23 protein-coding genes and 2 pseudogenes are annotated in these 26,010 nt (G+C 58.8%); 10 read left to right on the top strand and 15 right to left on the bottom strand.

Annotation, left to right across the window (positions count from 1 at the left end; translation table 11 throughout):
* Positions 1–55 precede the first annotated feature (55 nt).
* From O1Q98_RS15960 to O1Q98_RS15950, 3 genes are read right to left on the bottom strand one after another with little or no spacing between them, the layout of a single operon-like run.
* The gene (locus O1Q98_RS15960) at positions 56–598 is read right to left on the bottom strand and encodes a 1,2-dihydroxy-3-keto-5-methylthiopentene dioxygenase (RefSeq protein WP_125260421.1); all 543 of its coding nucleotides are present in this window, start codon (positions 596–598) and stop codon (positions 56–58) included.
* Positions 595–1,305, bottom strand: coding sequence for an acireductone synthase (gene mtnC, locus O1Q98_RS15955; protein WP_125260422.1), 711 nt, complete (start codon positions 1,303–1,305; stop codon positions 595–597). Before mtnC ends, O1Q98_RS15960 begins: the two co-directional genes overlap by 4 nt.
* Positions 1,302–1,916, bottom strand: coding sequence for a methylthioribulose 1-phosphate dehydratase (locus O1Q98_RS15950; RefSeq protein WP_125260423.1), 615 nt, complete (start codon positions 1,914–1,916; stop codon positions 1,302–1,304). The genes mtnC and O1Q98_RS15950 overlap by 4 nt, the downstream gene beginning before the upstream one ends.
* A gap of 200 nt (positions 1,917–2,116) precedes the next feature.
* Here O1Q98_RS15950 and O1Q98_RS15945 point away from each other — a divergent pair, with 200 nt between their 5' ends.
* Positions 2,117–3,274 carry a pyridoxal phosphate-dependent aminotransferase gene (locus tag O1Q98_RS15945; RefSeq protein ID WP_125260424.1) on the top strand — a complete coding sequence of 386 codons (1,158 nt, stop codon included), beginning with the start codon at positions 2,117–2,119 and terminating at the stop codon, positions 3,272–3,274.
* Complete coding sequence (locus tag O1Q98_RS15940) at positions 3,262–4,029, top strand: amidohydrolase (protein WP_125260425.1); 768 nt, start codon at positions 3,262–3,264, stop codon at positions 4,027–4,029. The genes O1Q98_RS15945 and O1Q98_RS15940 overlap by 13 nt, the downstream gene beginning before the upstream one ends.
* Positions 4,030–4,360: 331 nt before the next feature.
* Here the strand turns inward: O1Q98_RS15940 and hpxK are convergent, their stop codons facing one another.
* From hpxK to O1Q98_RS15905, 7 genes and pseudogenes are all read right to left on the bottom strand, one after another.
* The gene (gene hpxK / locus O1Q98_RS15935) at positions 4,361–5,599 is read right to left on the bottom strand and encodes an allantoate amidohydrolase (protein WP_416232427.1); all 1,239 of its coding nucleotides are present in this window, start codon (positions 5,597–5,599) and stop codon (positions 4,361–4,363) included.
* A 92-nt stretch (positions 5,600–5,691) separates the two neighbouring features.
* Positions 5,692–6,961 (bottom strand): annotated as a pseudogene (locus O1Q98_RS15930) (pyridoxal-phosphate-dependent aminotransferase family protein).
* A 58-nt stretch (positions 6,962–7,019) separates the two neighbouring features.
* Positions 7,020–7,751, bottom strand: coding sequence for an amino acid ABC transporter ATP-binding protein (locus O1Q98_RS15925; protein WP_125260427.1), 732 nt, complete (start codon positions 7,749–7,751; stop codon positions 7,020–7,022).
* Positions 7,732–8,388, bottom strand: coding sequence for an amino acid ABC transporter permease (locus tag O1Q98_RS15920; RefSeq protein ID WP_125260428.1), 657 nt, complete (start codon positions 8,386–8,388; stop codon positions 7,732–7,734). Before O1Q98_RS15920 ends, O1Q98_RS15925 begins: the two co-directional genes overlap by 20 nt.
* Positions 8,388–9,053, bottom strand: a complete 666-nt coding sequence (locus O1Q98_RS15915) for an amino acid ABC transporter permease (protein ID WP_125260429.1) — start codon at positions 9,051–9,053, stop codon at positions 8,388–8,390. The genes O1Q98_RS15920 and O1Q98_RS15915 overlap by 1 nt, the downstream gene beginning before the upstream one ends.
* A gap of 10 nt (positions 9,054–9,063) precedes the next feature.
* Positions 9,064–9,855: a transporter substrate-binding domain-containing protein gene (locus O1Q98_RS15910; protein WP_205744284.1), complete on the bottom strand. Its 792-nt coding sequence runs from the start codon at positions 9,853–9,855 to the stop codon at positions 9,064–9,066.
* Positions 9,856–10,138: 283 nt separating this feature from the next.
* Positions 10,139–10,978 (bottom strand): MurR/RpiR family transcriptional regulator, encoded by an 840-nt coding sequence (locus tag O1Q98_RS15905; RefSeq protein WP_125260430.1) that lies wholly within the window; start codon positions 10,976–10,978, stop codon positions 10,139–10,141.
* Between the two features lie 170 nt (positions 10,979–11,148).
* Here O1Q98_RS15905 and O1Q98_RS15900 point away from each other — a divergent pair, with 170 nt between their 5' ends.
* From O1Q98_RS15900 to hpxZ, 4 genes are read left to right on the top strand one after another with little or no spacing between them, the layout of a single operon-like run.
* On the top strand, positions 11,149–12,738 hold the full coding sequence (locus tag O1Q98_RS15900) for a gamma-glutamyltransferase family protein (RefSeq protein ID WP_125260431.1): 1,590 nt from the start codon (positions 11,149–11,151) through the stop codon (positions 12,736–12,738).
* 25 nt (positions 12,739–12,763) lie between these two features.
* Positions 12,764–12,961, top strand: a complete 198-nt coding sequence (gene hpxX, locus O1Q98_RS15895; RefSeq protein ID WP_125260432.1) for an oxalurate catabolism protein HpxX — start codon at positions 12,764–12,766, stop codon at positions 12,959–12,961.
* Positions 12,958–14,355: an AtzE family amidohydrolase gene (locus tag O1Q98_RS15890; protein WP_125260433.1), complete on the top strand. Its 1,398-nt coding sequence runs from the start codon at positions 12,958–12,960 to the stop codon at positions 14,353–14,355. Before hpxX ends, O1Q98_RS15890 begins: the two co-directional genes overlap by 4 nt.
* A gap of 6 nt (positions 14,356–14,361) precedes the next feature.
* Positions 14,362–14,745, top strand: a complete 384-nt coding sequence (hpxZ, locus tag O1Q98_RS15885) for an oxalurate catabolism protein HpxZ (protein ID WP_125260434.1) — start codon at positions 14,362–14,364, stop codon at positions 14,743–14,745.
* Positions 14,746–14,779: 34 nt separating this feature from the next.
* Here the strand turns inward: hpxZ and O1Q98_RS15880 are convergent, their stop codons facing one another.
* The 5 genes from O1Q98_RS15880 to O1Q98_RS15860 all read right to left on the bottom strand — a co-directional run bounded on the left by O1Q98_RS15880 (position 14,780) and on the right by O1Q98_RS15860 (position 19,350).
* The gene (locus O1Q98_RS15880) at positions 14,780–15,289 is read right to left on the bottom strand and encodes a helix-turn-helix transcriptional regulator (protein ID WP_240632817.1); all 510 of its coding nucleotides are present in this window, start codon (positions 15,287–15,289) and stop codon (positions 14,780–14,782) included.
* Positions 15,286–16,632, bottom strand: a complete 1,347-nt coding sequence (locus tag O1Q98_RS15875) for a type II toxin-antitoxin system HipA family toxin (protein ID WP_125260435.1) — start codon at positions 16,630–16,632, stop codon at positions 15,286–15,288. The genes O1Q98_RS15880 and O1Q98_RS15875 overlap by 4 nt, the downstream gene beginning before the upstream one ends.
* Positions 16,633–16,881: 249 nt before the next feature.
* Complete coding sequence (gene puuE, locus O1Q98_RS15870) at positions 16,882–17,829, bottom strand: allantoinase PuuE (protein WP_125260436.1); 948 nt, start codon at positions 17,827–17,829, stop codon at positions 16,882–16,884.
* Between the two features lie 43 nt (positions 17,830–17,872).
* On the bottom strand, positions 17,873–18,610 hold the full coding sequence (locus O1Q98_RS15865) for an aspartate/glutamate racemase family protein (RefSeq protein WP_125260437.1): 738 nt from the start codon (positions 18,608–18,610) through the stop codon (positions 17,873–17,875).
* A complete protein-coding gene (locus tag O1Q98_RS15860; protein ID WP_125260438.1) occupies positions 18,607–19,350 on the bottom strand; it encodes a GntR family transcriptional regulator in 744 nt (247 codons plus the stop codon). The genes O1Q98_RS15865 and O1Q98_RS15860 overlap by 4 nt, the downstream gene beginning before the upstream one ends.
* 165 nt (positions 19,351–19,515) lie before the next feature.
* Between O1Q98_RS15860 and O1Q98_RS15855 the strand changes: the two are divergent.
* The 4 genes and pseudogenes from O1Q98_RS15855 (at position 19,516) to proW (ending at position 25,958) form a co-directional block, all read left to right on the top strand.
* A pseudogene (locus O1Q98_RS15855) lies at positions 19,516–21,023 on the top strand (NCS1 family nucleobase:cation symporter-1).
* A 75-nt stretch (positions 21,024–21,098) separates the two neighbouring features.
* Entirely contained in the window at positions 21,099–22,922 is a 1,824-nt protein-coding gene (atzF, locus tag O1Q98_RS15850) for an allophanate hydrolase (RefSeq protein WP_125260439.1), read from the top strand.
* A gap of 686 nt (positions 22,923–23,608) precedes the next feature.
* Positions 23,609–24,811, top strand: coding sequence for a glycine betaine/L-proline ABC transporter ATP-binding protein ProV (proV, locus tag O1Q98_RS15845; RefSeq protein ID WP_125260440.1), 1,203 nt, complete (start codon positions 23,609–23,611; stop codon positions 24,809–24,811).
* A complete protein-coding gene (gene proW / locus O1Q98_RS15840) occupies positions 24,804–25,958 on the top strand; it encodes a glycine betaine/L-proline ABC transporter permease ProW (protein WP_125260441.1) in 1,155 nt (384 codons plus the stop codon). The genes proV and proW overlap by 8 nt, the downstream gene beginning before the upstream one ends.
* Positions 25,959–26,010: the final 52 nt, after the last annotated feature.

The raw sequence follows: 26,010 nt of genomic DNA, 5'->3' as shown, positions 1-26,010 counted from the left end.
GCAGCACAGAGAACAGGCCGTGCGCGGAGGTATTCCGCCACGGCCTGCAACACGATTACGCCAGTTTCGGGTAAGCGTCGGCGATGGTATCGCCGGTGAAATGGGCCACCCAGCCATCGGGGTTGTTAAACAAGCGAATGGCGGTAAAATGCGGTTCAGAACCCATATCGAACCAGTGCGGCACACCGGCAGGCACCGACAGCAAATCATTCTTTTCACACAGCACCTGAAAAATTTTGCCGTCCACGTGCAGGCAAAACAACCCAGCTCCTTCAACAAAGAAACGCACTTCGTCTTCACCATGGGTATGTTCCGACAAAAATTTGGCGCGCAGTGCCTCTTTTTGCGGGTTATCGGCACGCATGCTGATCACATCCCAGCTCTGATAGCCTTTCTCCGCCACCAGTTTGTCTATCTCATGCTGATACGCCGCCAGCACTTCCTCGGCAGCGGGGTTGGCGCTCAGGTCGCGGTCAGCCTGCCAGCGCTCAAAACGCACATTGATAGCGCTCAGTTGCTGCACGACCGCATCGGCATCGTGGCTTTGCCACACCGGCTGACCGGCATCGGTATCACTGAAAATCGTTAAGGCGCTCATGAGGGGTTCTCCTGTGAGGGGGTCTGATAGGCGTTCAGGTCAATCTGATCAAAACGGTTTACCTGACGATGCAGGCTGTCGGCATCGGCATCATCGCGGATCAACTGGCAGGTGTGCCAGCCCGCCTGTTGTGCAGCGTCCAGCTCCTGACGAATATCGGACAAGAACAGCACTTCGCTGGCCGGTAGCGCAATCGACGCGGCGATATTGTGATACGAGGTCACTTCGCGCTTGGCGCCGACGCCGGTGTCAAAATAACCGCTGAAAAGGGGCCGTAAATCGCCCTCGTCGCTGTGGCCAAACAGCAGGTGCTGCGCCTCGACTGACCCAGATGAATACACATACAGCGCGATGCCCTGCTCACGCCAGGCCCGCAACTGCGGCGCAACGTCGCTATACACATGGCCGCGAAAATCGCCATTGCGGTAGCCGCCGCGCCAGATAATGCCCTGCAACTGTTTGAGCGCGGGCGATTTGCGGTCTTCATCCATGAACTGATTAAACGCCGCCAGCAGTTGCGCGGGCGTAGCCTGCGGTTGCGCCAGTTCCTGACGTGCCAACGCCAGCGCAGCGGCAATCTCAGCCTCCTGCTCCGCCTGCGCCACCGCATCGGCCAGACGCGCGCGAGCATACGGGAATAACACGTTGTGGACGAAGCGAATATCGCTGGTGGTGCCTTCTATGTCGGTGACAATTGCCTTGATCATTTCGCCTCCAGTAAACGGCGTTGCAATTCGCACTGAAACAGGAACTCCAGCCCTTCCAGATGGCGGCGTGCTTCTTTCACATCCGCTCCCCAGCAGTACAACCCGTGGCCCCTGACCAGAAAACCGTAGCACAACGGCGTGGACGCATGGCGGGCGGCAACCTGTTGCGCCAGCGCCGCAATATCCTGAGAATTATCGAAAATCGCGATGGCGACGGAATCCAGATGGCTGTGCTGACCGCCCAGCGACTTCTGCATTTCGTAGCCCTGCAACACCAAGGCTGCGCTTTTTTCTACCCGCGACAGCACCGTGGCGTTGACCGAATGGGTATGCAGCACCGTACCGACCGTCGGGAACAGGCGATAGAGCAGCGTATGCAAGCCGGTTTCCGCCGACGGCGTGCGCCCGCTCGGTACATGATTCGTCGCAATATCAACCCGCAGGAAATCTTCCGCGCTCAGGCTGCCTTTGTCTTTGCCGGATTCGCTAATCAGGCAGTGCTGCTCATCGAGACGAACGGACATATTACCGCCCGTCGCCGGGCACCAGCCTTTCTCGCCTATCCAATGGCAGGCGGCCACCAGCGCGGCCAGTTGTGGGGTATCACTCATAAATTGTCCTGTACAGGTGAAGGCGTCACGCGGTTGTCACCCGGGGATGAAACCCGTTCATGAGCCTGCTTATTATGTTTGGTTATGGCTTAGTGATTTTTGGAATTTAGCCGTTTAAACGTCCAAGCGTCTTGATTGCCAAATACTAGCATCCTGTATATAGTGACAGCAATATCCGCTTGCAGGAGTCCTTTTTCGCTATGAGCGCCGCACTGATCCCCGACAGTAAACTCCCGTCACTCGGCACCACCATATTTACCCAAATGAGCGCGCTGGCGCAGCAACATCAGGCGATTAACCTGTCGCAGGGCTTTCCTGATTTTGACGGCCCCGACTACCTCAAGCAGCGGCTGGCGTATCACGTCAGTCAGGGGGCGAACCAATACGCGCCGATGACCGGCGTGGCGCCGCTGCGTCAGGCGATTGCGCAAAAGACCGGCGCGCTCTACGGCTGGCAGCCGGACGCCGACAGTGAAGTGACCGTCACGGCTGGTGCTACTGAAGCGTTGTTTGCCGCCATCAGCGCGCTGGTGCGCCCCGGTGATGAGGTTATCTGCTTCGACCCCAGCTACGACAGCTACGCCCCGGCGGTACAGTTGGCGGGCGGCGTGCTAAAACGTCTGGCGCTGCAACCGCCAGCGTTTCAGGTGGACTGGTCGGCTTTTCGCGCGCTACTGAGCAAACGCACCCGGCTGGTTATCGTCAACACGCCGCATAACCCCTGTGCCACCGTCTGGTCTCATGCGGATTTTCAGCAACTGTGGCAGGCGATTGCCGATGCGCCGGTCTACGTGCTGAGTGATGAAGTGTACGAGCACATCAGTTTCGCCGCAGGCGGCCACGCCAGCGTACTGGCGCACCCGGAGCTGCGCCAGCGGGCGATTGCGGTGTCTTCGTTTGGCAAAACCTATCACATGACCGGCTGGAAGGTGGGTTATTGCATTGCCCCGGCACAACTCAGCGCCGAAGTGCGTAAAGTTCACCAATATCTGACGTTTTCCGTCAACACCCCGGCGCAGTTGGCCATTGCCGACATGCTGCAACAACAGGCGCAACACTGGCGCGAGTTGCCCGACTTTTATCGCGCCAAACGCGACCGCTTCGTCAACGCGCTGGCGGCCAGTCGGCTGGAGCTCTTGCCCTGTGCAGGCACCTACTTCCTGCTGGCGGACTATCGCGCCATCTCCAGCCAGGATGATGTCAGCTTCTGCCGCTGGCTGACCGAGCAGGTCGGTGTGGCGGCAATCCCGCTGTCGGTTTTCTGCGAATCCCCCTTCCCTCATACCCTGATTCGGTTATGCTTTGCCAAACAGGAATCCACTCTGGATGCGGCGGCGGAGCGCTTATGTCAACTTTAAACATCACGTTATTACAACAACCGCTGGCCTGGATGGACGGCCCGGCCAACCTCAGCCATTTTGATAGTCTGTTGGGCGAGATGACCGGCCGCGATGTCATCATCCTGCCGGAAATGTTCACCACCGGTTTTGCGATGGAAGCGGCCCAAAGCAGCCTGGAACAGCCGGTGGTGGAAGCCTGGCTGAAGCAGTGGGCGCAGCGCACCAATGCGCTTATAGGCGGCAGCGTGGCGGTGCAAACCGCGCAAGGGGCGGTTAACCGCTTTCTGCTGGCCGACCCGCAAGGGCGGCTGTATCAGTACGATAAGCGTCACCTGTTCCGCATGGCGGGCGAGCATGAGTATTACCAGCCGGGTCAGACGCGAGAGATTATCGAATGGCGCGGCTGGCGCATTCTGCCGCAAATCTGCTATGACCTGCGCTTCCCGGTGTTTTCCCGCAACCGGCAGGATTACGACCTCGCGCTGTACGTCGCCAACTGGCCTGCGCCGCGCGCGCTGCACTGGAAAACCTTGCTGGCGGCACGAGCGATTGAAAATCAGGCTTACGTGGCGGGCTGCAACCGCGTCGGCAGCGACGGCAACGGCCACCGCTATCAGGGCGACAGCCTGATTATCGACGCCCAAGGCGCGATTCTGGCCTCCGCCCCTGAGCACCAGCCAGCGCGCCTTGACGCCGAGCTATCGCTCGAAGCGCTGCAAAGCTACCGTGAAGCCTTCCCCGCCTGGCTTGATGCCGATAAGTTCAGTGTGTGATACAAGAGCGCTCAGGCGCTCTTGAGGCTGTTGACAAACAGCCGGGTTTTCTTGTGAACGGTGAAGTCTGCCTATTCAGTGAATGGTTTCGTGCGGGGTAAACGGTGTGGTTCCTCTGCTATTTCATCGCACGCACGACAAGGAGAGGTGCAAGCGCCACCTCTCCTTGACCACTGGCTGGTGGCTAAACTGCGGCGCTACGCGCTACCTTCGGCGTTCGACTTCGCGGTTCGGGCCGCCCACCTCAGCGCAGTTTTTGACGCCGGAAATATGCTTCATCCTGTAGTTAATGCGTTTGTCAGCAGTCTGAAGAGCGCTCAGGCGCTCTTGATTATCGGTATCCCAATACCGTGAGCAGCAGCGCCTGCAATGCCAGCGCGACATCATCGCTCAATACCGCTTCATCAGGGTGATGGCTGATGCCGCCTTTGCAACGCATAAACAGCATGCCGACCGGCCAGCGCTCGGCGATGGCGATGGCATCATGCCCGGCCCCGCTCGGCAGCAGCAGATTATCGCCCTGCACCTGTTGCACCGCCGCCGACAAGCGCTGTTGCAGCGCCGCATCGCAGCCGGTGGCGGCAATACGGTAATACTCGTCGGCGCTGAACGTGCAGCCGCGCAGCGCGGCGATGTCGTGCGCCAGCGTCAGCAACCGTTGCAGCAGCGCATCCAGCGGTTTATCGTCCGGCCCGCGAATATCCAGCGTCAGATGCACCTCGCCGGGAATCACATTGGCCGCACCAGGCAGGCACTGCAAGGTGCCGAAGGTCGCCACCAGATAAGGGTCGCTGTCACGCGTCAGTTGCTCGGCCTGCGTCATCCAGGCGGCGGCGGCGGCCAGCGCGTCCTGACGTTGTGACATCGGCACCGTGCCCGCATGACCGGCATGGCCGGTAAAGGCGCAGTTCAGTCGCCGCGCGCCGTTAATGGCAGTGACCACGCCGAGCGCCAGCCCAGCCTGCTCCAGACACGGGCCCTGTTCGATATGCAATTCCAGATAGGCCAGAATCTGTTCCGGCAGCCGCGCCGCCGCACCTATCGACTGCGGCGCAAAACCGGCTTGCTCCAGCGCCTGCGCCACCGTGATGCCCCCGGCGTCGGGGCGCGATAACCAGCTCTCAGGCCAGGTGCCGGTCAGCCCACGGCTGCCAAGCAGCGTAATGTCAAAGCGGGTGCCCTCTTCGTCGCCAAACCCCACCACCTCGATTGCAACCGGCAGGCGAATGCCGCGCTGGTGCAAAAACGCCACGGTTTCAATCGCTGCCAGCACCCCCAGCATGCCGTCGTAACGGCCAGCGTTACGCACCGTATCGAGGTGTGAACCGAGCAACAGCGCCGGTGCCCCCGGTGTTTGGCCTTCATAGCGGCCACAGATATTGCCCACGCCGTCTTGCCACACTTGCATACCGGCTTCATGCATCCATTCGCCAACCTGTTGATTGGCGTGCAGGTGCTGCGCCGACAGGTAAACGCGGGTGAGCTGCCCCGGCGTTTCACTGATGCGAGCCAGCGCATCACAGCGCGCCATCACCCGGCTTGCCGCCGCCTGTGCTTCGTGGCCGCCCATTCCCGCTTCGGTAATAACCGTCTCGGTCATAACAGCATCGGCACTTGCCGCAGGCGTCATCACCGCGCTGGACGTCTCAGGGATGGGCGCACTCATGATGCCGCCTTGTCGGTGTGGTGCGAAAGGCGGTGATGGCGGTCATACACCTCCCAGGCGGCCTGCAATGCGGCCCCTTGCACAGAACGGAACCCCAGCCGGTTCAATACCGCTTCCAGCGCGGTCAGGGTTTGCATCACGCAGTCTTTGCGCGCGTTGTAGCCCATGGTGCCGATACGCCAGATCTTGCCCTGCAACGGCCCAAACGAGGTGCCGATTTCGATGGCGAAATCCTCCAGCAGCAGCTTGCGTACCTGTTCGCCGTGAATACCCGGTGGGATCACCACGCCCAGCACGTTACTCATTTTGTTGGCGATGTCGCCGTAGGGCTGCAACCCCATGCCTTCAATACCGGCCAGCAGCGCGTTGCCGTGCAACTGGTGGCGGGCGATACAGTCATCCAGCCCCTCTTCCAGAATGATGCGGGCGCACTCGCGCGCGGCGAACAGCATGCTGGTAGCTTCGGTGTGGTGGTTTAACCGCTCCGGCCCCCAGTAATCCATGATCATGCCCAGATCGAAGTAATTTGGAGTAAATCATCTCGTCGTCACCGTCCTGATGGTCGGTGGTGCGAATGCCCTGCTCCACGCATTTACGCTGGCGGATCACCGCCTCCATACGTGAACTGAGCGTCACCGGCGAGCTGCCGGACGGCCCGCCCAGGCACTTCTGTAATCCAGCCGAAACCGCATCCAGCCCCCAGGCATCGGTTTGCAACGGGTTGCCGCCGAACGAGGCGGTGGCATCGGTATAAAACAGCACATCATGGCGGCGGCAGATGTCGCCCAGTTCCGCCAGCGGTTGCAGCATCGTCGTGGAGGTATCACCTTGGACGGTGAGCAGCAGGCGCGGTTTTACCCGCTTGATGGCGTCTTCGATTTGATCGGGCGTGAACACTTCGCCCCACGGCACCTCGATGGTGTGAACCTCGGCGCGGCAGCGTCGGGCAATCTCGCACAGCAGGTGGCCGAAACGACCAAATACCGGCACCAGCACCCGGTCGCCGGGGCGAATAGTGGACACCAGCACCGCCTCAATACCGGCGCGCGAAGTGCCGTCCACCAGCATCGTCCAGCGGTTGTCGGTACGGAACAGCTGGCGATACAGCGCCATCACCTGGTTCATGTACCCGGTCATCGCCGGGTCATATTGGCCGACCAGTTGGCTTGCCATCGCACGCAGTACGCGCGGGTCGGCATTGATCGGGCCTGGCCCCATCAGTAAACGGTGGGGAGGGTTGATCTGTGCAAACAGCTCGTTATGCATGTCATGAACTCCTGATGTCGTTAATCTTTTACGGTCTCTGCGTGGTACGGCACACCACCTACAGCCGTACCGAGGCGATAAATTGTTTCAGTTCGGCGGTTTGCGGGTCAGCGAACAGCGCATCGCCGCGCCCCTGCTCCCACACTTTGCCCTGATGCATGAACACCACCCGGTCGCCCACTTCGCGGGCAAAATTCATCTCATGCGTCACCAGAATCAGCGTCATGCCTTCAGCGGCCAGTTGCTCCAGCACCTTGAGCACTTCACCGACCAGTTCCGGGTCAAGGGCGGAGGTGATTTCGTCACACAGCAGCACTTTCGGGTTCATCGCCAGCGCGCGGGCAATCGCCACCCGCTGCTGTTGGCCGCCGGACAAATTCGACGGGTAGTAATCGATACGCTCGCCCAGCCCGACCTTCTCCAGCATCTTCACGCCCAGCTCACGGCACTCGGCGGCGCTTTTCCCCAGCACCAGCCTGGGGGCCAGCATCACGTTTTCCAGCGCGGTCATATGCGGGAACAGGTTAAAATTCTGGAAAATCATGCCGACGGAACGGCTGATTTCCCGCGCCTGCGAGTCGCGGTCGGTCACGGTCATGCCGCCCAGTTTAATGCTGCCGTCCTGATAGCCTTCCAGCCCGTTGATACAGCGCAACAGCGTGCTTTTGCCGGAACCGCTGCGACCGATAATGGAGATGACCTCGCCCGCATCAATATCCAGATCCACCCCTTTTAGCACGTGGTTCTGGCCGTAATATTTATGAACCTGATTAATGGTGATGAGCGGCATTGAATTTCTTCTCCAGATAACGGCTGTAGTACGACAGCGGGTAACACAGCAGGAAATAGCCCAGCGCCACTAGCCCGAACACCTTAAACGGCTGATAAGTGACGTTGTTGAGCATGGTGCCGGCCTTGGTCAGCTCGACAAAACCGATGATGGACGCCAGCGCGGTGCCCTTGATCACCTGCACCGAAAACCCCACCGTCGGCGCAATGGCGATACGCATCGCCTGCGGCGCAATCACCCGGGTCAGCGTCTGGGTGAAGGTCAGCCCCAGACAACGGCAGGCTTCCCATTGCCCTTTCGGCAGGGCCTGCACGCTGCCGTGCCAGATATCCAGCAAGAACGCGCTGGTAAACAGCGTCAGCGCCAGCGCAGCCGCCGTCCACGGGCTGACGTCGATGCCGAATAACCCCAGCCCGAAAAACGCCAGAAACAGCTGCATCAGCAACGGCGTGCCCTGAAACACATCGGCGTACACACGTGTCAGGCGCAGCGGCCAGCGGCGTTTGGTTAAGCGCAGCAACAGCAGCGGCAGCGTGACAAGCGCGCCGCCAAAAAACGCCACCAGCGACAGCAGCAGCGTCCAGCGCCCGGCCAGCAGCAGGTTGCGCACAATATCCCAGTCAGTAAAGGTCGTCATCAGCGCGCCGTCCCTAAAAAACGCCGCCCGGCCAGCAGCAATAACTGGCGCATGGCGACCGACAACAGCAGGTAACACAGCGTCGTTACCAGATACACCTCGAAGCTGAGAAAGGTTCGAGACTGAATTAAGTTGGCGGCGAAGGTCAGCTCTTCGAACGACACCTGCGACACCACCGAGGAGCCCAGCATCACGATGATGCACTGGCTGACCAGCGCCGGATAAATGCGTTGCAGCGCGGGCGGTAAAATCACCCGCAGGAAGGTCTGGGTGCGGGAAAGCCCCAGTACCCGTGCCGCTTCCCACTGCCCCTGCGGTGTCACCTGGATACCGGCGCGGATAATCTCCGTGCTGTACGCGCCAAGATTCACCAGCATCGCCAGTAAGGCGGCCTGCCCGGCGGTGAGTTTAAGCCCCAGCCCCGGCAAGCCGAACACGATGAAAAACAGTTGCACCACAAACGGCGTGTTGCGAATAAGCTCGACATACAGGCCCCATAAGCGGCTGATAAACGTCGGTTTCCCGCTGCGTAATGCCGCGCCGCAAATGCCAATCGCGATGCCGCCGAGCGTTGCCATCGTGGCTAATTGCACCGTCACCCATAACCCGGACAGTAACGCTGGCCAGTAGGGCCACAGCGCCGCAAAATGAAGCTGGTATGTCATCGGCTTATCCTTACGCGCCCAGATTGGCCGGCAGCGGTGCTTTCAACCATTTTTCCGACAACCCATTGAGGGTGTTGTCCTTGACGGCTTTTTCAATCAGTTCATTCACTTTTGCTTTCAGCGCCGGTTCATCTTTCTTCAGGCCGATGTAACAAGGTGAATCTTTCAGCATGAATTTGGCGACCGGCGCTTTGGCCGGGTTTTTCTCGGTGATAGCCGCCACCACCAGATTGCCGGTGGCAATGTACTGCACCTGCCCGGACAGATACGCCGACAGCGTAGTGTTGTTGTCTTCATAGCGCTTGATGTCGGCGGTTTTCGGCGCAATCTCGGTCAGCACCATGTCTTCCACCGCGCCGCGCGTCACCCCAACGGTTTGCCCCTGCAACGCTTCCGGTTTGTCTACCGGCGTCTCTTTCGCGCCAAACACCCCGAGGAAGAACGGCGCATACGCCCGGCTGAAATCGATCACTTTTTCCCGCTCGGCGTTTTTGCCAAGACTGGAGATGACCAAATCCACCTTGTCGGTTTGCAAATAGGGCACGCGGTTAGCGCTGCTCACCGGCACCAGCTGCAACTTTAGTTTCATCTCACTGGCCAGATAGCGCGCCATGTCGATGTCGTAGCCCTGCGGCTGTAAATCGGTGCCAACCGAACCAAACGGCGGGAAATCTTGCGGCACCGCAACGCGCAATACGCCGCGCTGCTGAATATCTTGCAGTTGATCTGCCATTGCCTGACCCGCCTGCACCATCAACAGCGCCGCACCTGCCACTGCTAAAAAACGTTTTCCGATCTTCATTGCTGTGCCCCCGGTTAAGTTAGGTTGAAACCAAAGATTCTTCAATAAAAATATTGAAACCTTCGTTACAGAAATAAAAGCAAGATACGTGCCAGATGACTGCGCACCAGAAAATCAGTTCCAGTGCGGATTCAATCAGAGAGACAACAGCACAGGCAGGGGTTTTTAGCGTACCAAGGCGGCGATAGCACGCCGTCAAAGACAGGAAAAATGCACATTATCAGGGCAGTCAAGCCGAAGAGATTTGCACCAAAATGAATCAAATGCACTGCCGGGTGCACCATCAGCGCAGTTCCAGCTCATCCAGTTGCTGGTAAAGATCGGCAATATCATGAATACGCTGGCGGCCTTCTGCCAGCATCTGATGCAACAGCGCATTGCTGATAAGGTTGATAAGGCTCATGGCGCTGGCGTAACTATCAAAAGCGGAAACGCTATCCAGCGGCGCAGTCAGCGACCAGGATGCCAGCGGCGGCAGTGCATGCGCCTGCGGCTCGCACAGCAGCAACACCGGAATCCGGCGGGCGTGCAATTGCTGCAACAGCGGCAGAATCAGCCGTGGCCGACGGCGGAACGCCACCACCACCACCACATCGCGCGCATCGAGATCCGCAAGCTCTTCGGACAACGTCTGGCCAGGCTGTGCCAGCAACGGCACCTGTGAGCGCACCTGGAGCAGTTGCTGGCGCAGATGCAACGCAACCGGATAGCTATTACGTAACCCGATGATGCACACCCGCTGCGCCTGCTGCAAGGCGGTGATCATCGCACCGAACTGCTGCGGGTCAATCTGGTTGACCCACTGGGTTAAATTCGCCATCTCCTGCTTATAGTGGCGCGCCAGCAAAGTGTTGCCCTGCACCGCGTCCCGGTTATCGGTCAACGGCATCCCGCTTTGGCGCAAGGTGCGCAGCTCATCACGCATTTCGCGGTAACTCGGGTAGCCAAGGCGGCGAAACAGGCGGCTGACCGTCGCCTTTGACACGCCACTCAGCCGTGCCAGCTCGGCGCTGTTATAACTGATCAAATCATCGAGATGGTCAAAAATAAAATCAGCCACCCGCTGCTCCTGCGGCGACAGGTCGCTGTACTGGCTGCGTAGCCGTTCATCAATCTGCTTCATTACCCGCCCTTACCCGCCCTTGTCACTGTGTGGTAACTGTAACTTTTGTTTCACGTCACTGACGCTATGATGAACATAGCATACAACCGTCGGTCGGCCGCAAGCAGAAAAGATGGAACGGCTTTTGCTTAACCTCGACCATCCTACCGTCTACCAAGAGCCTTATCTTCATGATGCAAAGCAATATCGCCCCATCGGGCATGGCGGTCACGCCGCATCATCTCGCCAGCGCCAGCGCACAGCGCATTTTACGCGCCGGCGGCAATGCCATTGAAGCGATGGTGGCCGCTGCTGCCGCCATCGCCGTCGTGTACCCGCATATGAACAGCTTAGGCGGCGATGGCTTCTGGCTGATTGTGCCGCCGCAAGGCACGCCAATTGCCATTGATGCCAGCGGCGCTGCCGGGTCGCTGGCAAACCGGGCGCGTTACGCCGGTGAAAGCCGCATTCCGCACCGTGGCCCCAACGCGGCGCTGACCGTCGCCGGGACGGTAGGCGGGTGGCAGGAGGCGCTGAACTACGCCGCAGAACAGGATCTGGGTGCGCCGCTGCCGCTGACCACGTTACTGGAAGACGCCATTGGCTACGCGCGGGACGGTATCCCCGTTACCCAGTCGCAGGAAGACGCGCTCACCAATCGCCAGCACGAACTGCGCGATTTCGCTGAATTCAGCCGGGTCTTTATGCCGCAGGGTAAGATCCCCCGCACCGGCAGCCGTTTCACCCAGCCGGATCTGGCCGCTACGCTGCAACAGCTGGCGCAAGACGGATTAGATAGCTTTTACCGGGGGGCGCTGGCGGCGCGACTGGCAACGCAAATGGCCGCGCTTGGCATGCCGGTGACGGGCGACGATCTGGCTAAATACCATGCCCGTCGCGTCGCGCCGCTGGTGCTACAGCACAGCAAAGGCGAGGTGTTTAACCTGGCACCGCCCACGCAGGGGCTGGTGTCACTGGCGATATTGGGCATCACTGACCGGCTTTGCATGGCTGATATTAGCGACAGCCAGACCATCCACCGTATTGTCGAAGCCACCAAACTGGCTTTCGCCTGGCGAGATAAATACCTCACCGACCCCAAACGGATGACGCAGGATGTGCAGGCGCTGCTGTCTGACGCCAGCCTGAATGCGCAGGCGAAAAACGTGAATACCCGCGCCGCCGCCCCCTGGGGAAAAGGCAAAGGGCCGGGCGATACCGTCTGGATGGGCGTGTGCGATCGTCATGGCGTGTCGGTCTCGTTCATTCAGAGCCTTTACCACGAATTCGGCAGCGGCATGGTGCTGCCGGGCACCGGTGTGCTGTGGCAAAACCGGGGCGCGTCATTCAGTCTTGACCCTCATGACTTACTGGCGCTGGAACCGGGCAAACAACCGTTTCACACCCTGAACCCGGCGGCGGCGCGCCTTTATGACGGGCGCACCATGGTGTATGGCTCGATGGGCGGCGACGGCCAGCCGCAGACGCAGGCGGCGCTGTTCATTCGTCACGTTATGCAGGGAATGCCGCTACAGCAGGCTGTCACCGCGCCGCGCTGGTTACTGGGCCGCACCTGGGGGCAAACCAGCGATACCCTGAAACTGGAAGACCGCTTCACGCCCGCGACCGTCGAGGCATTGCGTACGCTCGGCCACGAGGTCGAGCTGCTGACAGGCTTCAGTGAAACCGTCGGCCACGCCGGAGCTATCGTGCGTCATGCTAACGGTATGCTGGAAGGTGCCAGCGATCCGCGCAGCAACGGCAGCGCCGTCGGCTATTAATTTTTCCTTTTGAAAGGTGCTGATAATGAAAAACCCGAACATGGATAACGACGTGATACACGCCTACCTGCAACAGATGGAAAGCCTGATGGGGCTGGAGCTAGACGACACGCGCCGTCAGGAATTGCACGTCCAGTTCAGCCGCATCGCCGCGATGGCGCAACCGCTGATGGCCTGCTCGCTCGACGAGCGGCAAGAGGTGGCGGGAGTCTACCGGCCATGAAAGCAGCCCAGTTATCGATTCGCACGTTACAGCGCGAACTGGCGGCAGGCCACCTGTCGGCCCAAGAGCTCGCCCGCGATACGCTGGCCGATATTGAACAGCACAACCCGGCCATCAACGCCTACACCACCGTCACGGCACAACGTATGCTGGCTGAAGCCGCAAGCATCGATATGCAATACCGCCGGGGCGAGCCGCTGCCCGCGCTGGCGGGCGTACCCTATGCGGTGAAAAACCTGTTTGATGTCGCCGGTGAAACCACACTGGCCGGTGCCAGGCTGTTCAGCCAACGCCCGGCGGCCGCTCAGGATGCATTCGCCGTACGCCAGCTACAGGCACAGGGCGCGCTGCTCTCCGGTATGCTGAATATGGACGCCTACGCTTACGGCTTTACCACCGAAAACAGCCACTACGGTGCCACCCGTAACCCACACGATTTGACCCGTATCGCCGGGGGCTCATCCGGGGGGTCGGCGGCCGCCGTTGCCGCCGGGCTGGTGAATTTTTCACTCGGCAGCGATACCAACGGTTCCATTCGCGTTCCCGCTTCGCTGTGCGGTATTTTCGGGCTCAAACCAACGTTTGGCCGCCTGTCACGCCACGGTACGCAGCCGTTTGTCGGCAGCCTCGATCACATCGGCCCGCTGGCGCGCAGCACCGACGATCTGGCACTCGTGTTTGACGCCCTGCAAGGTCACGATCCGGCGGATCGTTTTCAGGCGGATCGACCGGCGCTCGCAAGCGCCACCATGCTTGACGAGGCAACGCCCCTGCGGTGTCGGGTTTTGGGCGGTTACTTTGCCGACTGGTGTGATGAACACGCCAGCGCAGCGGTGAGCGCCGTCGCACAGGCGCTTAACGCCGACGATGAAGTAACGCTGGCGCAGGCAAGCCTGGCGCGCACGGCGGCTTTTATTCTCTCTGCCAGCGAGGGGGGCAATCAGTATCTGCCTGCGCTGCAAGCCACGCCTGAGCTGTTCGAACCGCTCTCGCGTGAACGGTTGCTGGCCGGTGCGATGATCCCGGCGGCCTGGTATGTGCAGGCACAGCGTTTTCGCGATCATTTCCGCCGTGACGTGCTGGCGCTGTTCCGCGACACCGATCTGCTGATTGCACCGGCGACCCCGTGCCCGGCCACGTCGATCGGTCAGGAAACCCTGCGTCTCAACCACACCGATTTACCGATTCGCGCCAGCATGGGCATGTTAACCCAGCCGATTTCGTTCGTCGGCCTGCCGGTCGTCACGGTGCCGCTCACCACGCAAACCGGCCTGCCTGTCGGTGTGCAATTAATCACGGCGCCCTGGCGCGAAGACATCGCCCTGCAAGCCGCCTGGCGACTGGAACAGTCTGGTTTATGCCGCTCAACCCTCCCGGCGGCGTTTCACGAATAAGGAAGCATGATGACACTCGACATTAACCTGCCCGATGTGCTGGCCGACATGACAGCCGCGTTTTACCGCTACGAACAGGCGCTGACCGGCAATGATATTGCGGTGCTTGATGAGCTGTTTTGTCACAGTGAATATACCGTGCGCTATGGCGCGTCAGAGAATCTCTATGGCATTGAGCAAATTCGCGCATTTCGCACCGCCCGCCCGTCAGCCGGGTTGGACAGGCAGTTGCACAACACCGTAATAACCACCTATGGCCGCGACATGGCGGTCGCCAGTACCGAGTTTCGTCGTGAAGGCAGCGAGAAAATTGGCCGCCAGATGCAAACCTGGCTGCGCACGGAACAGGGGTGGCGCATCGTAGCGGCCCATGTGAGCGTGATGGTGTAACCCCTGCGCCGCTGTCGGATAGCGACGGTACCGGTTATCGGCTATCCGACTTCCCGGCAGAGGCGGGAGTCGAGAGGATCTCGGCGAGTAATGACGACGATACCGGCATAAGCCCCACCTTCAACCCAAACGGCTTAAACACTTTGTTGATAATATCCGCCGTATAATTGCCTTTGCCGTTCTCTATTTCAGACAAGGTCTTGCGTGATACCCCCACCAGCGTGGCGTAAGCCTCCTGCCGAAGGCCCAACACGTTAAGACGCAATTCTTTAAGTGTGTTTCCCTGCGATATCTCACCGAACATCATCCTGCGGATAATGTTTTGCATGGCAAGCTGCCGCTCGCTGGTATTGAGTGGCCGGGAGTTTTTTGATGCTCTCACTTTTGTGATATCCGCAGCCTCTGTTGCCACGCCAACGGATGACGGCTGAAAATAGGTCTGCGCCACACTGCGCTCCTGCATACGCTGGCGTAACTTGCGTATGGTGGCCTGAATATCCTGCTCACCAGCGTGGTTATCGTTATTATTGCGGTTCTGACTCATAACAACCCCCAGCGCTGTAACTTTTCAGGAAGGTAATCAAATCCGATGGAAGGCAACGTGATGATCGATTCGGGCACACCGCGCCGCTGAAGCCGCGCTTTCAGACCAACCAATTGCGTGGCGGTTTGCTGTAATGTTGCCATCAACAATTCTGGTGAAAGAATGTCGGAAAACAACTGCGCGATCCGCTCAAACTGATAATCACCGCCGACTTCAAGCGGCTCCGGCCATTTGGTCGTTCTGGCAATGCCTGCCGGGTCCGCTTTCATCGGCGCAAAATCATAAATCGGTGCCAGCCGAATCCCTCGCTCGTCTCTGAGAAACGCGGTATTGCGGCCATGGTTATCACTGTTGCCGAACGCAATATTCAACAGATCACGCCGAACCCACTCGATCACGAACGCCGCTGGATCAAACGGTTTTCCCTCAACACTGACCATGTGGCTGGCAGCGATCTTGGCGATCAGTGTGCGAATCGTGCGATCATGGCGCAACGCACTGCCTGGCCCGGCTCGCAGCAGAGAATACACCGACTCCATACCATAACGCTTCACACGCCCCTCACCAGGGAATTCGATATCAAAGCGCGGTAGCCAAAGCGACGGATAATGCCGTCCTTCTTCCAGACGCATACCCGCCACAGGAATGGTGTCAAACCCCATCTCGGCCAGTTCATGGTAATAATGAAACTCGGCTCGCAGGATATCGCAGTCAATCTCACTACGTTTCCCGCGTGGAAACTTCACCAGATAAGCGGTATCGCAACAATCGAGGTCATCCTGCCAGGTATCGATCCATACCTCATCATCGGCATTGCACCGCAATAGCAGTTTGGGTGCCTCGCCACCTGCACCTGTAGCACCGCCAGCCGCAGCACCACGCTGCTGTGCATAATCCAGAAAATCGCTGGCCCGATTCTTCACGTCCTCCACGCTGAAAAATCGGGTAGTGCCACTATGCTGTGCAGGAATTGACTCTTTGATACGCAAGTGACCAACCGGAGCAATGGTGGCGTGACGCAGCAAGATGTAATCTTGCAACTGTGTCGGCAACCCGGAAAGATCAAGATGCTCAATCCAATACTGTCGGCTAGCTCCCGCCGGAATAATGTCATCCAGAAAGCGCATCCACCCAGGCTCGCCGCCATCGTCAAAGAAGATCCGTACCGGATAATTGACGGAAACCGCGTGGTGGTCATCGCTATCCATATAGTCAATGCCATAATCGGACGCATAATCCAGCTGGGTTAGCAGGTAATTATCCCGGTAGCTCTCGGGAAAACCGATCTCGGCAATATCCTGCCACGCATTGTCGATAAACGCCTGTACGGTCAGTCTCTCCATCGCCCCTCCGATCTCATTACGCGTAATATAGCACACGTAAAACACCCAAAAGGCCATTAACATCACCAAAAGGTGACATTAACTTACCACCACGCGTTTAACGTTACCTTTAGGTATCAAAAACTCCGCCCATTGATAATGCAACTTATAGGTTTCACAAAATACAAAAAAGCCAGGCAATGAAACCTATAGGTAACATTGCCTGGCGAATACCCGTAACCCCGTCGGCGCGATGAGTGCCTTATTGCGTCAGGCGCGGTACGGGTGGGTACGATACCAGTGCTCGGCGATATCCTGACGGCGACAGACCCACACACGCTCGTGCTGCCCAATGTAATCCAGAAAGCGCTGTAGCGCCCGAAAACGCCCCGGCCGCCCCAGCAGGCGGCAGTGCATACCAATCGACAGCATTTTCGGCGCGTCATCCCCTTCGGCGTACAACACATCGAAGCTGTCTTTGAGATAAGTGAAGAACTGCTCGCCGCTGTTGAACCCCTGCGGTGAGGCAAAGCGCATGTCGTTAGCATCCAGCGTGTAGGGAATAATCAGGTGCGGCTTGCACTCGCCGCTTGCCCGTGTTACCGGCAACCAGAATGGCAGGTCGTCGCCATAATAATCGCTGTCATACAGAAAACCGCCCTGCTCCAGCAGCAGTTGCCGGGTGTGCGGGCTGTCGCGCCCGGTGTACCAGCCCAGCGGTGGCTGGCCAAACAGCTCGGTGTGTACCGCAATGGCTTGCTGTAAATGCGCCCGTTCAGTGTCGATAGCCATGTTTTGGTAGTGAATCCAGCGCCAGCCGTGGCTGACCACGTCGTAGTCCACCGCCCGGATAGCCTCGACCACCGCCGGGTTGCGCGCCAGCGCCATTGCCACGCCAAACACCGTCAGCGGCAGGCCACGGCGCTGAAATTCCTGGTGAATACGCCAGAAACCGGCACGAGAGCCGTATTCATAGAGCGAGTCCATCGACATATGCCGCGCCGGGTAACTGGCCGCGCCGATGATATCGGACAGAAACTGCTCGGAACCGGCGTCGCCGTGCAGCACATGGTTTTCCGCCCCTTCTTCGTAATTCAGCACAAACTGTACCGCGATACGCGCCTGTCCCGGCCAGCGAGCGTGCGGCGGTTGACCGGCATAACCGATCAGATCGCGCGGATAGTCGGGGTCTGCGCCCCACTGCTGAGAAAGCGTCATGGTGTTTTTCCTTATTATCAGAGCCGCAACGCGGCGGCGTCGATTAACGCAACGCCCCGAACGCGCCGGTTAACGGCTTATCAAGCGGATAAGCCAGATCGCCGTGTTTGCTGGTGGCAAGCCCCAGCCCCACCAGCGATTCCACCATTTTCACCGCCGCACCGACGCCATCGATAACCGGCAGCGCCAGCTCCTGCGTCAGTGTGTGCGCCAAATCAGCCATGCCGCCGCAACCCAACACGATCGCCCCTACGCCATCCTGCCGCTTCGCCTGTATACACATCTCCCGCACTTTATGCTGCGCCAGCCCTTGCCCATCTTCCAGCGCCAGTACCGGCAGGTCGATGGCGTGCAGCGCGGCGCAGTGATGCTCGAAGCCGTAGCGTTGCACCAAGTGGCGGGCGATGATCAGCGTGCGCGGCAGCGTGGTGACGATGGCAAAGCGCGTCGCCACCAGCGTCGCCAGGTGCATCGCCGCCTCGGCAATCCCCACCACCGGCGCGCTTGCCAGCTCCCGCGCTGCCAGCAAACCGGGGTCGCCAAAGCAGGCGATAACATGACCGCTAACCCCCTGCTCGCGCCCAAGCTTAACCTGCTCCAGCACGCCAAGCGTCGCCACCGCTTCATCAAAATGCCCTTCGATAGACGGCACGCCCTGCGACGGGCACACCGCCACAATCTCGGTGCCGGGTGCCGCCACACGCCGCGCTGCCGCAGCGATGGTGTCGGTCATCACCACGCTGGTATTCGGGTTGATAACCTGAATCACACAATGGTTCATTTCGCCTGCTCCTCTTGACGACCGCCGTGCGGTTTCAGGTGGCCAAACAGCCGCGAGAAATCCGGCGTGGCCGTGCTATCGCCGCCAAAACGCAGGCTGGCGACAATCTCGTTGAAATGCTGTTGCATGGCAGTCGTCAGCGCCGCCAGATCGCGGTTACGCAGCAGTGTCAGCAGGTCATGGTGATCGTGACAGCGGCAGCCTTGCTGCCACGGCGCGCCATACGCGGCGATCACCAGCGATGAGCGCCGCGTTAATTGCGACACCAGGCTGGTCAGCACGCCGTTACCAGAAATCGCCTGCAACTGGATATGAAAGGCAGCCGACAGGCGGATCGCCTCCGGCCCGTTGCGATCCTGATGGGCTTTCTCCTCCGCCGCTATCAGCGCCTCCAGCGCCGCCAGATGCGGCGGCTGGCAATGCGCCAGCACCGCAGGCAGGTTGGCGCACTCCATCAGGCTGCGGGTTTGAAAGATCTCACGCGCTTCATCTACCGTCGGTGTCGCCACCTGTGCACCACGTTTGGGCAACAGCGTGATCATTTGCACCGTTGCCAAACGCTGCAACACGTTGCGGATCCCGGTACGACTGACGCCAAACACCTCCGCCAGCGCCTCTTCCGGCAGGCGAGCACCGGGTAGCAACTGGTGCTCAACGATGGCATTCAGCAACGCCTGATAGATAACATCATCTTTTTGCTCAGAAAATATCTCTTTCCCGAGACCATACATATCGTTCATTGGTTTCTTCCGTTATCACGCCACCACCAGATCGTACACAAAAAATAAATTTATTGTATACAAAATTCACCGATCTGGCCCAAATCCTGCAACACCTGTTAGCACGCGTTATTCACCGTTATTTTCATCGTCAGCAAGAAAGGAGCAGATTCCATGCCAGAAAATATGACAACCGCCGCAAGCGCTCCGACACATTCCAGCACGAAATTGCACGGCCCGAAATCGTACAGCCCGAGACTGTGCAATGAAGACCTGGCGCCGACACGCGAACAAAACTGGTCCTGGTACAACATCTTTTCCTTCTGGATGTCGGATGTACACAGTATGGGGGGTTACGTGGTGGCCGCCAGCTTCTTTACGCTGGGTCTGGCCAGTTGGCAGGTGCTGCTGTGCCTGTTGGCAGGCATTTGCATCGTGCAGTTGTGCGCCAATCTGGTGGCCAAACCGAGCCAACTCAGCGGCGTGCCTTATGCAGTGATTTGTCGCCAATCTTTCGGCGTATTCGGCGCGAATATTCCGGCGGTGATTCGCGGGCTTATCGCGTTCGCCTGGTACGGCATCCAGACTTACCTGGCCGCCAATGCGCTGATGCTGGTGCTGCTGAAATTTGTCCCGTCGCTCACCTCGCTTACCGCCAGCCACTGGCTGGGCTTATCGACACTGGGCTGGCTGTGCTTTGGCGTGATGTGGCTGTTGCAGGCGATGGTGTTCTGGCACGGCATGAGTGCCATCAAGCGCTTTATCGATATCGCAGGGCCTGCCGTTTATGTCGTCATGCTGGCGTTGGCCGGATGGATTGTATACAAAACCGGGCTCGACAATATCTCGTTTACCCTGAGCAGCAAATCCCTCAGCGGCGGCGAGCAGATCTGGCAGATGATCACCGCCACCGCGCTGGTGGTGTCCTATTTTTCCGGCCCGTTGCTGAACTTCGGCGATTTCTCCCGCTACGCTAAAAATATGCAGGCGATCCAGCGCGGCAACCGCTGGGGGCTACCCATTAACTTCCTGCTGTTTTCCCTCGTCACGGTGGTGATAGTCTCCGGCACCCAGTCGCTGTTCGGCCAGATGATCACCGACCCGATTGAAACCGTCAGCCGCGTCGGCAACAGCGTGGCAGTGGCGCTGGGCCTGCTCACCATGATTGTCGCCACCATCGGCATTAATATTGTCGCCAACTTCGTCTCCCCGGCGTTCGATTTCTCCAACTGCGCGCCGCAGCGCATCAGTTTCCGCACCGGTGGGATGATTGCTGCCGTTGGTTCGGTACTGCTGACGCCCTGGAATCTGTTCAACTCACCAGAGCTTATCCACTACACGCTCGACGTGCTGGGCGCGTTTATTGGCCCGCTGTTTGGCATCCTGCTGGCATGGATTTTTACCTGATCAAAGGCGGCAAGATCGATGTTGATGCGCTGTTCAACGATACGCCAAATGGCCGCTACTGGTATCGCAACGGCATTAACCCGAATGCGGTGCTGGCGCTGCTGCCGTCGGTGGCTATCGGCTTAGTGATCAGCTTCGTTCCCGCCTGGCATGAGGTCGCTAATTTTAGCTGGTTTATCGGCGTGGCTCTCGGTGCCGGAAGTTATCGTTATCTGGCGCGCCGCGAAACGGCATCAACCGGCATGAATCGCTTATCCAGGCTCACGCTTGAAAAAGATCGCGCCTGAATCAAGCGCCGAGCGGCAACATTGGCACAGGCTTTGAATAGTGAACCCATCTTGTAGAGCTGATGGAACCCTATCATGACAGAACATACGATTTTACCCGGCCCGACCCTGAACCAATGGCTGTGCCACCTGCGTCAGTCAGAAAGCCAGCTGCGCGCCGCCCTGCACGGGTTACAGCAGCAGTTAAGCGCGCAGCACGACAACCAGCGGGATAACGCCTGGATAGTGCTGGCTGACGCCTCGCAGCTTGACGCGCAAATTGACCGGTTACTCAGTCAGCCCGATGCCGCTTCCCTGCCGCTGTACGGCATTCCGTTTGCCGTTAAAGACAATATTGATGTGGCAGGCTGGCCGACCAGCGCGGCTTGCCCGGCTTTTACCTCTGTCGCAGAGCAAGATGCCGGCGTTATTGCCCGGCTGAAAGCGGCCGGTGCGATCGTTATTGGTAAGACCAATCTTGATCAATTCGCAACCGGTCTGGTCGGCACCCGCTCCCCTTTCGGCGCGGTCGTCAATAGCTTTCAGCCGGATTACGTCAGCGGGGGCTCTAGCTCAGGCTCTGCCTCGGTGGTCGCGCGCGGGCTGGTGCCGTTTGCGCTTGGCACCGATACCGCAGGCTCCGGGCGAGTTCCCGCCGGATTTAACAACATCGTCGGGTTAAAACCGACCAAAGGTTGGTTATCGACGCAGGGCGTCGTCCCCGCGTGCCGCCTCAATGATTGTGTTTCGGTGTTTGCTCTGACGGTAGAAGATGCATTCACGGTGGCGTCACTGGCTGGCGGCTACGACCGTGAGGACGCCTATTCGCGCGTCCATCCCCGCACGACGCCTGCCGCACTGCCCGCCAACCCAAAGCTGGCGCTGCCGCATCCGCTGGAATTTTTTGGCGATCAACACGCCGAACAAGCCTTCCAGCACGCCATCGCCCAGCTTCAGGCGCTGGGCGCGACGCTGGAACCGATAGATTTTAGCCCCTTCACACAACTGGCGCGCCAGCTGTACGAAGGGCCCTGGGTGGCAGAGCGCACGGTTGCCGTCGGCGCGCTGCTCACCGAACAGCCGCACGCCATCGACCCGGTAGTGCGCGGCATTATCGCCAAAGGCGCAGATTTCAGCGCCTGTGACGTGTTTGCAGCGGAATACCTGCGCGCAAGCCTGGCCCGGCAAATCGCGACCTGCCTGAGCGAGTTTGATGCGCTGGTGGTGCCGACCGCGCCGACGATTCACACGCTGGCAGAAATGGCGCAGCAACCGGTGGCGTACAACTCGCAGTTCGGTTTTTACACCAACTTCACCAATCTGGCCGACCTGTGCGGGCTGGCGTTACCGGCACCGTTTCGTGATGACGGCCTGCCCGCCGGTATTACCCTGATTGCCCCCGCCTGGCACGACACCGCGCTGGCGGCTTTCGGGCAGCGCTGGCAGCAGGCCACGCAACTGCCGCTCGGTGCCACCGGACACGCGCTCCCCTCCTTCCCCTCCTCGGCGGCGACGCGCCCGCCGGCCAACGCGGCCCATTACGTGCGCCTTGCCGTCGTGGGGGCGCATTTACGCGGTATGCCGCTTAATCACCAGCTCATCACGCGTGATGCCGTGTGGGTTGAGGAAACCACCACCTCGGCGGATTACCGGCTCTATGCGCTGGCCAATACCACGCCAGCCAAACCCGGTCTGGTGAAAACGCAGCAGGGACAGCCGATTACCGTGGAACTGTGGGATATTCCGCTCGCACGCTTCGGTGAGTTCGTGGCGGAGATCCCCTCACCGCTTGGCATTGGCACCCTCACGCTGGCCGATGGCCGCAGCGTGAAAGGGTTTATTTGTGAACCGGCCGCCTTAAAAGACGCGCGGGATATCACCGCGTTTGGCGGCTGGCGCGCGTTCCTCGCCAGCCAATAGCCCCTTCGCTCTGACGCACTCTTGCGGTGATGACGTCTTCATCAATCGTTTATCCGCTAGTGCGTCAGGCACCGTCATTTATTTCGTTATCTATCCGCTTTATTTATTTTTTTGCGTATAGCGACGCCCTGGCGCATATCGCCCCGATGACGATATTCGCCGCGCGTATTTTATTTTAGGAATCATCCGACAAATGACGATTATTTTGATGCCGCGCCCCTTAATTCTACTTTGGTATTGACACCGCCTTATATTGCGCTACCTCCCCGTTATTACGGTATATTTTTATTTCTTTACCCTCTCACACACGCACTATTTCATCACTGTCACCAGGAAATTATCACTGGGTAAATAATGCGGATAATAAATGCGTCAAAACATGCTATTTACCGATAACTTCTCTTTCATTCAGCCCGATATCCCCGCCGTATCAAACGGCGAAATAAACCCCATGAAAATAAATTAAATAACTGAAAATTATCAATAAAAAACAACCAGCCAAACAATAAAAATGAAACAAATCGTGCAGAAATATTATCTTTAATCTTCACCAAGATATATTTCCCCATCAAATACCTATCATCACCGATGGGGTTGTCAGCGCGAGCATTTATGATTAGGGTATAAAAAGTTTCATTCACACATGAGGCGTTAAGAAACAAACGACACAGGAAGAAAAGAATGACATGGCAATAAAACTTGAAGTTAAACATCTGTATAAAATATTTGGTGAGCACCCTGAGCGTGCCTTTACGCTGTTAGAAAAAGGGTTGGATAAAAATCAGATTTTTGCCAGGAACGGTCTGACTGTCGGGGTAAAAGATGTCAGTCTGGCCATTGAAGAAGGCGAAATATTCGTGATCATGGGATTATCCGGTTCCGGTAAATCGACCCTGGTACGCCTTCTCAATCGCCTGATAGAACCGACGCGAGGCGATGTGCTGATAGACGGGCAGAATATCTCACAGCTGTCCGCCAGCGCATTGCGTGATGTTCGGCGCAAGAAGATAAGCATGGTGTTCCAGTCTTTCGCACTGATGCCACACCTGAATATTCTCGATAATACCGCGTTTGGTATCGATCTGGCGGGCGTCTCGCGCACCGAGCGAGATAGCAAGGCACTCAGCGCACTGCAACAAGTCGGGCTTGAGGCGTATGCCGCCGCTTACCCGGATGAACTGTCGGGCGGCATGCGCCAACGCGTTGGGCTGGCGCGCGCGCTGGCCAATGATCCCGATATTCTGTTGATGGACGAAGCCTTCTCCGCGTTAGATCCGTTAATCCGTACCGAGATGCAAGATGAGCTGATCAAATTGCAGGCCCGCCAGCAGCGCACCATTGTCTTTATTTCACACGATCTCGATGAAGCCATGCGCATTGGCGATCGCATTGCGGTCATGCACAGCGGTGAGGTGATTCAGACCGGCACGCCGGATGAAATCCTCAATACCCCGGCCAATGACTACGTGCGCAGCTTTTTTCGCGGCGTTGACATCAGCCAGGTGTTCTGCGCCAAAGACATTGCCCGCCGCCGACCTGTCACCATCATCCGCCATACGCCAGGCGTTGGCCCGCGTTCGGCGCTCAAGATTCTGCAAGACGAGGACAGGGAATACGGCTACGTGCTGGAGCGGGGACGTAAGTTTATCGGCGTCGTCTCTCTCGACTCCCTCAAGCAGGCTCTGCGTCAACAGCAGCCGCTGGAGCAGGCGCTGTTACCCTCACCGGCCCCCGTACCGGCAGAGATGCCGCTCAGTGAGTTGATCTCACTGGTCGCACAAGCCCCCTGTGCGGTACCGGTCATCGACGAACAGCATGATTATCTTGGCATCATCTCCAAAGGAATGCTGCTGCAAGCGCTTGACAAGGAGAACCCTATCAATGACTGATACCGCATCCCCGCTCAATCCTATGCCGCAGGCCGCCGCGTCATCCCCACCAACCGCGCCGGCACATGTTGCGAGACCGGATGTTGCGAGACCAGATGCTACGATACCGGATAACGCGATGCCGGATAACGCAGCTGATGCCTGGCACAGTGCGCCTGTCACGGGCGAGGCTGCCTCTGGCAGCGCGGACTGGCTCAATAGCGTACCGCCTGCGCCGCAGGAACCCTTTAGCCTGGCAGACCCGTTTCGCCACACATTAATCCCACTTGATAATTGGGTGACTCAAGGAATTGACTGGCTGGTATTGCACTTTCGCCCGCTGTTTCAGGCGATTCGGGTGCCGGTCGATATCACGCTCACCGGTTTTCAGCACCTGCTCACCGGCCTGCCCGCACCGCTGGCGATAGTGCTCTTTTCCCTGTTGGCCTGGCAGGTAGCCAGCGCTGGCATGGGCGCACTCACGCTGCTATTACTGGTCGTCATTGGCGCTATCGGTGCCTGGTCGCAGGCCATGATCACCTTGTCGCTGGTGCTCACCGCGCTGCTCTTCTGCGTGGTGATAGGCGCACCGCTCGGCATTTGGCTGGCGCGTAGCCCTCGCGCCGCACGCCTTGTTCGCCCGCTGCTTGATGCGATGCAAACGACCCCCGCATTTGTGTATCTGGTGCCGATTGTGATGCTGTTTGGCATCGGCAACGTGCCGGGGGTGGTCGTCACCATCATCTTTGCCCTGCCTCCCATGGTGCGCCTGACGATATTGGGTATCCGGCAAGTACCGGCTGATTTACTGGAGGCAGCCGAATCCTTCGGCGCCAGCCCGCGTCAGATGCTGTTTAAAGTCCAACTGCCGCTGGCGATGCCCACTATCATGGCGGGCATTAATCAGACGCTGATGCTGGCGCTCTCTATGGTGGTCATCGCCTCCATGATTGCCGTCGGGGGGCTCGGGCAAATGGTGTTGCGCGGCATTGGCCGTCTGGATATGGGGCTTGCCGCTATCGGCGGTGTCGGCATTGTGATATTGGCGATCATTCTTGACCGCCTGACGCAATCGCTGGGCCAGAACGTGCGTCGTCGTGGCCGCCAGCACCGCTATCAGCACGGGCCTCTCGGCCTGTTAATGCGCCTGTTTATCGCAAAGAAATAGCCTCCTCATTTGGCCAAGGCCATTCAGTTAACGGCGGCATGGCGCGATACGG

It is taken from the genome of Dickeya lacustris, assembly GCF_029635795.1.
Taxonomy (GTDB): Bacteria; Pseudomonadota; Gammaproteobacteria; order Enterobacterales; family Enterobacteriaceae; genus Dickeya; species Dickeya lacustris.
This window is presented reverse-complemented; position numbering and strand designations above follow the sequence as displayed.

Bases quoted from the DNA above. Each gene is read 5' to 3' on its own strand.
- O1Q98_RS15960 (WP_125260421.1), bottom strand. From the start codon at position 598: ATGAGCGCCTTAACGATTTTCAGTGATACCGATGCCGGTCAGCCGGTG.
- mtnC (WP_125260422.1), bottom strand. From the start codon at position 1,305: ATGATCAAGGCAATTGTCACCGACATAGAAGGCACCACCAGCGATATT.
- O1Q98_RS15950 (WP_125260423.1), bottom strand. From the start codon at position 1,916: ATGAGTGATACCCCACAACTGGCCGCGCTGGTGGCCGCCTGCCATTGG.
- O1Q98_RS15945 (WP_125260424.1), top strand. From the start codon at position 2,117: ATGAGCGCCGCACTGATCCCCGACAGTAAACTCCCGTCACTCGGCACC.
- O1Q98_RS15940 (WP_125260425.1), top strand. From the start codon at position 3,262: ATGTCAACTTTAAACATCACGTTATTACAACAACCGCTGGCCTGGATG.
- hpxK (WP_416232427.1), bottom strand. From the start codon at position 5,599: ATGGGCGGCCACGAAGCACAGGCGGCGGCAAGCCGGGTGATGGCGCGC.
- O1Q98_RS15925 (WP_125260427.1), bottom strand. From the start codon at position 7,751: ATGCCGCTCATCACCATTAATCAGGTTCATAAATATTACGGCCAGAAC.
- O1Q98_RS15920 (WP_125260428.1), bottom strand. From the start codon at position 8,388: ATGACGACCTTTACTGACTGGGATATTGTGCGCAACCTGCTGCTGGCC.
- O1Q98_RS15915 (WP_125260429.1), bottom strand. From the start codon at position 9,053: ATGACATACCAGCTTCATTTTGCGGCGCTGTGGCCCTACTGGCCAGCG.
- O1Q98_RS15910 (WP_205744284.1), bottom strand. From the start codon at position 9,855: ATGAAGATCGGAAAACGTTTTTTAGCAGTGGCAGGTGCGGCGCTGTTG.
- O1Q98_RS15905 (WP_125260430.1), bottom strand. From the start codon at position 10,978: ATGAAGCAGATTGATGAACGGCTACGCAGCCAGTACAGCGACCTGTCG.
- O1Q98_RS15900 (WP_125260431.1), top strand. From the start codon at position 11,149: ATGATGCAAAGCAATATCGCCCCATCGGGCATGGCGGTCACGCCGCAT.
- hpxX (WP_125260432.1), top strand. From the start codon at position 12,764: ATGAAAAACCCGAACATGGATAACGACGTGATACACGCCTACCTGCAA.
- O1Q98_RS15890 (WP_125260433.1), top strand. From the start codon at position 12,958: ATGAAAGCAGCCCAGTTATCGATTCGCACGTTACAGCGCGAACTGGCG.
- hpxZ (WP_125260434.1), top strand. From the start codon at position 14,362: ATGATGACACTCGACATTAACCTGCCCGATGTGCTGGCCGACATGACA.
- O1Q98_RS15880 (WP_240632817.1), bottom strand. From the start codon at position 15,289: ATGAGTCAGAACCGCAATAATAACGATAACCACGCTGGTGAGCAGGAT.
- O1Q98_RS15875 (WP_125260435.1), bottom strand. From the start codon at position 16,632: ATGGAGAGACTGACCGTACAGGCGTTTATCGACAATGCGTGGCAGGAT.
- puuE (WP_125260436.1), bottom strand. From the start codon at position 17,829: ATGACGCTTTCTCAGCAGTGGGGCGCAGACCCCGACTATCCGCGCGAT.
- O1Q98_RS15865 (WP_125260437.1), bottom strand. From the start codon at position 18,610: ATGAACCATTGTGTGATTCAGGTTATCAACCCGAATACCAGCGTGGTG.
- O1Q98_RS15860 (WP_125260438.1), bottom strand. From the start codon at position 19,350: ATGAACGATATGTATGGTCTCGGGAAAGAGATATTTTCTGAGCAAAAA.
- atzF (WP_125260439.1), top strand. From the start codon at position 21,099: ATGACAGAACATACGATTTTACCCGGCCCGACCCTGAACCAATGGCTG.
- proV (WP_125260440.1), top strand. From the start codon at position 23,609: ATGGCAATAAAACTTGAAGTTAAACATCTGTATAAAATATTTGGTGAG.
- proW (WP_125260441.1), top strand. From the start codon at position 24,804: ATGACTGATACCGCATCCCCGCTCAATCCTATGCCGCAGGCCGCCGCG.